The 7,088-nt window shown below is 60.9% G+C and carries 3 protein-coding genes; 1 reads left to right on the top strand and 2 read right to left on the bottom strand.

Going from position 1 to position 7,088, the window contains the following annotated elements:
- Positions 1–1,023: 1,023 nt before the first annotated feature.
- Together V8J63_RS24930 and purL are read right to left on the bottom strand one after the other, a co-directional pair.
- Positions 1,024–1,335 carry a Nif3-like dinuclear metal center hexameric protein gene (locus V8J63_RS24930; RefSeq protein ID WP_130888120.1) on the bottom strand — a complete coding sequence of 104 codons (312 nt, stop codon included), beginning with the start codon at positions 1,333–1,335 and terminating at the stop codon, positions 1,024–1,026.
- A 5-nt stretch (positions 1,336–1,340) separates the two neighbouring features.
- Positions 1,341–5,237: a phosphoribosylformylglycinamidine synthase gene (gene purL, locus V8J63_RS24925; RefSeq protein WP_024011705.1), complete on the bottom strand. Its 3,897-nt coding sequence runs from the start codon at positions 5,235–5,237 to the stop codon at positions 1,341–1,343.
- Positions 5,238–5,522: 285 nt separating this feature from the next.
- On the opposite strand from purL, the gene mltF reads away from it, so the two are divergent.
- On the top strand, positions 5,523–6,983 hold the full coding sequence (mltF, locus tag V8J63_RS24920) for a membrane-bound lytic murein transglycosylase MltF (protein ID WP_081932530.1): 1,461 nt from the start codon (positions 5,523–5,525) through the stop codon (positions 6,981–6,983).
- The last annotated feature ends 105 nt before the right edge of the window (positions 6,984–7,088 follow it).

Below are 7,088 nucleotides of genomic sequence, written 5' to 3'. Positions count from 1 at the left end.
GGGTCGGGGACGATCTTATCCAAAATGCTTCTCCTGCTGATGCTGATGGGCAGCCATCGATCGCCGGATCTCACGCGGCGAATAGGTGGCAGCTATGTGCGAGGTGAGATCCACCGGAGCAGGCAACCGGCCAGACCGAAGTCTGCCCGCACACAGCCGCCATAAAGCAGGCAGCAGATTGAGCTGGCGCCAATTATCGTGGTGCTGGCGCCAGTTGCAAGCTATCCGGGGATCTCACTCCCGATCGCTGATTCGCAGCGACGGGAAAAGACTAGAGATCGCACGTCCGACGGACAACCTGAAAACCTTGTGGGAAGGTTCTGCGAACTCAGATACCGCTTTAAACACACTCCAGATCGCCACCCTCACCCTAGCCCTCTCCCAGAGGGAGAGGGGACTGACCGAGTTGTTCAGGCGAGGTACGCCGACGTGAAAGTCCGAGTTGAACTCAGGATTTGCAAACCACACAAAATCGGCCCCCTCTCCCTCGGGAGAGGGCTGGGGTGAGGGGCAGCAACAACACAAATCAAAAGCCGGACACACACGCTTTTCACCACTCAATAGGCCGAGTGTCAGCTCGCCTGCTCTTGATCTTGATCCACCGGCGACGTCGGAAGGCTGAGTGGAGGGATTGATCCGGGGGTGGGAGCGCAGCGACCGTCTGGCGCAGCCAGACACAGCGGAAGGAGGTGCAGCGAAGCAAACCGTAGCCGCTGCGCCCGGATCAGTCCCGGAGCGAAGGAACCCGAGCCTGCGAGGGCCGAACGTAGGAGCAAGCGTTTTTTTGCTTACTTTTTTTAGGCGTTTGTAAAAAAAGTGAGTCGCCGTAAGGGCGAAACCGCCAGCCGCCACACCCGAAGCAACGGATATTCACCCAATCAGCCAGCATGCTCGCCTGTAGGGGCGCCTTCGCGAGCAGGCTCGCTCCCACAGTGAAAATGCGCCCGCCCAAAAATCAGCGGCAACAAAAAACCCGCAGACAATCACTCATCTGCGGGTTTCCCGTTCAAGCAGCCAAGAAGATCAGAAATCCTCCAGCCGCCACACCTCATAAGCCGGCGTCTCATACGGATGACTGAGCTTCAACGCCGCCACAACAGCAACAATCAAGTCATCCGCAACGACAAGCTCAACCTTCCATTCCTTAACCCGCTCGACCTGCCCCGCCTGACCAATAAACGGCTGACTGCCGTCCAACGGTCGAAACTGGCCAGAGCCAAGCACCTGCCACGCACAGTGGTCATAGTCACCGATCCGCCCACCACCGGCAGCGAACACAGCCCCTTTGACCACCTCGACATGACTGTCAGGAACAAAAAACGCCAGCTTGTACACAGGTCTTAGTTCACCCAGACGCGCGCATTACGGAACATGCGCATCCACGGAGCGTCTTCGTTCCAGTCTTCCGAACGCCACGAGTTCTGCACCGCACGGAACACACGCTCCGGGTGCGGCATCATGATCGTCACACGGCCGTCACGGCTGGTGAGGCCGGTGATCCCGCGCGGCGAGCCGTTCGGGTTGGCCGGATAGGCTTCGGTGACCTTGCCGTGGTTGTCGACAAAACGCATCGCCACGCAACCGGACAGATCGGCTTCCAGCAGTGCTTCTTCGCTGGCGAACTCGGCATGACCTTCACCGTGGGCGATAGCGATCGGCATGCGCGAACCGGCCATGCCCTGCAGGAAGATCGAGTTCGATTCCTGGATCTGCACCATCGCCACCCGCGCTTCGAACTGCTCGGAGCGGTTGCGCACGAAGTGCGGCCAGAACTCGCTGCCCGGGATCAGCTCGTGCAGGTTGGACATCATCTGGCAACCGTTGCACACGCCCAGCGTGAAGCTGTCGTTACGCTCGAAGAAGCCCTGGAACGCATCGCGGGCGCGGCTGTTGAACAGCGCCGACTTGGCCCAGCCTTCACCGGCGCCGAGCACGTCGCCGTAGGAGAAACCACCGCAGGCCACCAGGCCTTTGAACTCGTTGAGGTCGACACGACCGGCGAGGATGTCGCTCATGTGCACGTCGATCGCGCTGAAGCCGGCACGGTCGAACGCGGCGGCCATTTCCACCTGACCGTTGACGCCCTGCTCACGCAGCACGGCAACCTGTGGACGGATGCCTTTCTTGATGTAAGGCGCGGCGATGTCCTGATTGACGTCGTAGCTGAGCTTGACGCTCAGGCCCGGGTTGTCTTCTTCCAGCAGCGCGTCGAATTCCTGCTCGGCGCAGTCGGCGTTGTCGCGCAGACGCTGTATCTGGTAGCTGGTCTCGGCCCACTGACGTTGCAGCAGACGACGCTGGCCTTCGAACACGGTGTCACCGTTGAAGGTGATGTTGATCTGGCCATTGTTGATCGGCTGACCGATCACCGACACGCAGTCGCCCAGACCGGCGGCGCTGAATTGCGCGAGGATGTCCGGGGTGGCGTCCTGGCGAACCTGGATCACCGCACCGAGTTCTTCGTTGAACAGGATCGCGGCGATTTCCGAAGCGGATTCGGCAACGCTGTCCAGGTTCAGGCTCAGACCGCAGTGGCCGGCGAAGGCCATTTCCACCACGGAGGTCAGCAGACCACCGTCGGAACGGTCGTGGTAGGCCAGCAGGTGACCGTCGGCATTGAGGCCCTGGATCACCGCGAAGAAGGCTTTCAGGTCTTCGGCGTCATCGACGTCCGGCGCATGCTTGCCGAGCTTGCCGTGGACTTGCGCGAGGATCGATGCACCCATGCGGTTCTGGCCGCGACCGAGGTCGATCAGGATCAGGTCGGTGGTGCCCTTGTCCATGCGCAGTTCCGGGGTCAGGGTCTGACGGATGTCAGCCACTGGCGCGAAACCGGTAACGATCAGCGACATCGGCGAGGTGACGGTCTTGTCTTCGCCGTTGTCGTTCCAGCGCGTGGCCATGGACATCGAGTCCTTGCCCACCGGAATGGTGATGCCCAGCTCAGGGCACAGCTCCATGCCGACCGCTTTCACGGTGTCGTACAGACGCGCGTCTTCGCCCGGGTGGCCGGCCGCCGACATCCAGTTCGCCGACAGTTTGATGTCGGAGAGCTTGTTGATGCGCGAGGCGGCAATGTTGGTGATGGTTTCGCCGATGGCCATGCGGCCCGAGGCCGGCGCGTCCAGCAGAGCCAGCGGAGTACGCTCGCCCATCGCCATCGCTTCACCGGTGTAGACGTCGAAACTGGTGGCGGTGACGGCAACGTCGGCCACCGGCACTTGCCACGGGCCAACCATCTGGTCACGGGCAACGAGGCCAGTGATGGTGCGGTCGCCGATGGTGATCAGGAAGCTTTTGCTGGCCACGGCCGGATGATGCAGAACGCGCTCGATGGACTCGCTGATGTCGAGGTTCGACGGATCGAAGTCATCGCCCAGCTCGGCTTCGCGAACCACCGAACGGTGCATGCGCGGCGCCTTGCCCAGCAACACTTCCAGCGGCATGTCCACCGGGTTGTTGCCGAAATGGCTGTCGGTTACGGTCAGTTGCGGTTCGGCAGTCGCTTCCCCGACTACGGCAAACGGGCAACGCTCGCGTTCGCAGATCGCCTGGAAGCGCTCGAAGTCTTCCGGGCCGACTGCCAGCACGTAACGTTCCTGGGATTCGTTCGACCAGATTTCGTGCGGGGCCATGCCCGGCTCGTCATTAGGGATGTTGCGCAGTTCGAAACGGCCACCGCGGTCGCCGTCGTTGACCAGTTCCGGGAAGGCGTTGGACAGACCGCCCGCGCCGACGTCGTGGATGAAGCTGATCGGGTTCTTGTCGCCCAGTTGCCAGCAACGGTCGATGACTTCCTGGCAGCGACGCTCCATTTCAGGGTTTTCACGCTGCACGGAAGCAAAATCCAGATCCGCCGAGCTGGTGCCGGTGGCCATCGACGAAGCCGCGCCGCCACCGAGACCGATCAACATCGCCGGGCCGCCGAGCACGATCAGCTTGGAGCCGACGACGATCTCGCCCTTCTTGACGTGTTCTTCGCGGATGTTGCCCATGCCGCCAGCGAGCATGATCGGCTTGTGGTAACCACGCACTTCGTCACCGTGCGGAGTGGTGATCGACTGTTCGAAGGTACGGAAATAGCCGGTCAGCGCCGGACGACCGAATTCGTTGTTGAACGCAGCGCCGCCGAGCGGGCCTTCGATCATGATGTCCAGCGCGGTGACGATGCGCTCAGGCTTGCCGTACGGCACTTCCCACGGCTGTTCGAAGCCAGGGATCTGCAGGTTCGATACGGTGAAACCGGTCAGGCCAGCCTTTGGCTTGGCGCCGCGACCGGTTGCACCTTCGTCACGGATCTCGCCACCGGAACCGGTGGATGCGCCCGGGAACGGCGCAATCGCGGTCGGGTGGTTGTGGGTTTCAACCTTCATCAGAATGTGCACCGGCTCCTGCACCGCGCCGTACTGGCGGGTTTCAGGGTTCGGGAAGAAGCGGCCGGCGACGTTGCCGACGATCACCGAAGCGTTGTCCTTGTAAGCGGACAGCACGCCTTCGCTGTGCATCTGATAGGTGTTCTTGATCATGCCGAACAGGCTTTTTTCCTGGCTCTGGCCGTCAATGTCCCAACTGGCGTTGAAGATCTTGTGGCGGCAGTGCTCGGAGTTGGCCTGGGCGAACATCATCAATTCGATGTCGTGCGGGTTGCGCTTCAGACCGTTGAAGGCGTTGACCAGATAGTCGATCTCGTCTTCGGCCAGGGCCAGGCCCAGCTCGGTGTTGGCCTTTTCCAGCGCGGCGCGGCCGCCACCGAGGATGTCGATGGCCGTCAGCGGCTTCGGCTCGGCATGGCTGAACAGACCGGCGGCCTGCTCGAGGTTGGCCAGCACGATCTGGGTCATGCGGTCATGCAGCGCGTCCGAAATCAGCTGGGCTTCGGCTTCGCTGAACTGCCCTGCAACATAGAAGGCGATACCGCGTTCCAGGCGCTGGATCTTGCTCAGGCCGCAGTTGCGGGCGATGTCGCTGGCCTTGCTCGACCACGGCGAGATGGTGCCGAAACGCGGCAACACCAGAAACAGACGGCCGGTAGGCTCTTGAACCGGAACACTTGGGCCGTACTTCAGAAGGCGCGCTAGCACCTGCTGTTCGTCGCCGGTCAGGACGCCGGTGACTTCGGCGAAGTGAGCGAATTCAGCATACAGGCCACTGACAGCTGGAACCTTCTGGCTCAGTTGCTCAAGGAGTTTGCTGTGGCGAAAGGCAGAAAGGGCAGGAGCGCCGCGCAGGATCAACATCTTCGGGACAGCCTCGGGAAGGGGTGTGCTTTGAGGCCGTGCATTCTAGCCTAAACCGACCTCAACATCACCCGAAACGCTACGCACGGTTGCACTCGGGTAGCAATCTGTGTTTCTGCCTTCGGGGTCAGGTAAATCGAGCGTTTCAGCATGGCTTTTTTTTACTGTAACAAAATGCCCTGAAGGCCCGTATTCAAGGGATTTCGTTCGATTTTGTGATCGCTAGCAGACTAGTCCTACGCTGTCGAGATATGGCGCCCGTGGCCGTTTGCGTATACTGCGCAGATGTTTTTCCCAACGGCTTTGCGTCCGCGATACGCCAAATGGCTGATCGCAACCGGACTCTTCCTGATGCTCGGTGGCTGTGTTGATAAACCCAACACACTCGAGCGCGTAAAGGAGGACGGTGTGCTGCGCGTGGTTACCCGCAACAGCCCCGCCACCTACTTTCAGGATCGCAGCGGTGAAACCGGCTTCGAATACGAGCTGGTGAAGCGCTTCGCCGACGATTTGGGCGTCGAATTGAAGATCGAGACCGCCGACAACCTCGATGACCTGTTCAACCAGGTCGGCAAGCCGAACGGCCCGGTACTCGCGGCCGCCGGTCTGGTCAGCAGCGATGAACGCAAGAAGCAGGTGCGGTTCTCCCACTCCTACCTCGAAGTCACCCCGCAGATCATCTACCGCAACGGCCAGTCGCGCCCCACCGATCCGGCGGATCTGGTCGGCAAGAAGATCACCGTGCTCAAGGGCAGCACCCACGCCGAACAACTGGCCGCGCTGAAACAGAAATATCCCGGCATCGAATACGAAGAATCCGACGCGGTTGAAGTGGTCGATCTGCTGCGCATGGTCGATGAGGGCCAGATCGACCTGACACTGGTCGACTCCAACGAAGTGGCGATGAATCAGGTGTACTTCACCAACATCCGCGTGGCCTTCGACCTCGGCGACGCGCGCAGTCAGAGCTGGGCGGTCGGCCCGGGCGAAGACAACAGCCTGCTCAATGAAATCAACGCCTATCTGGACAAGGTGCAGAAGAACGGCACCCTGCAACGCCTGAAGGACCGCTATTACGGCCATGTCGATGTGCTTGGCTACATGGGCGCCACCACCTTCGCCCAGCACTTGCAGCAGCGCCTGCCGAAATACGAACAGCACTTCAAGAACTACGCGAAGAAAGAGAAAGTCGACTGGCGCCTGCTGGCCGCCATCGGTTATCAGGAATCCCTGTGGCAGCCGACGGTGACCTCGAAAACCGGCGTGCGCGGTCTGATGATGCTGACCCAGAACACCGCGCAGGCGATGGGCGTGTCCAACCGCCTCGACCCCAAGCAGAGCATCATGGGCGGCGCCAAGTACCTGGCTTATATGAAGGATCAGCTGGACGATTCGATCCAGGAACCGGATCGCACCTGGTTCGCCCTGGCGGCGTACAACGTCGGCAGCGGCCATCTGGATGACGCGCGCAAACTGGCGGCGAAGGAAGGCTTGAATCCGGACAAGTGGCTGGACGTGAAAAAGATCCTGCCGCGTCTGTCGCAGAAACAGTGGTACAGCAAGACCCGTTACGGTTACGCCCGTGGCGGCGAGCCAGTGCACTTCGTAGCGAACATCCGTCGCTACTACGACATCCTGACCTGGGTGACCCAGCCGCAGCTTGAAGGCGATCAGGTGGCTGAAGGCAACCTGCATGTGCCGGCGATCGACAAGTCGAAACCCGCGCAAGAACCTGCCCCGCTTTAACCCACACCTCAAATCCAACTGTGGGAGCGAGCCTGCTCGCGAAAGCGTCGTGTCAGTCGACATAATCTTTGACTGATACATCGTTTTCGCGAGCAGGCTCGCTCC

Origin of the sequence: Pseudomonas sp. CCNWLW23 (genome assembly GCF_037095675.1) — a bacterium.
Taxonomy (GTDB): Bacteria; Pseudomonadota; Gammaproteobacteria; order Pseudomonadales; family Pseudomonadaceae; genus Aquipseudomonas; species Aquipseudomonas atacamensis.
The sequence above is the reverse complement of the archived record's forward strand: the minus strand, read 5'-3'. Positions and strand labels throughout refer to the sequence as shown.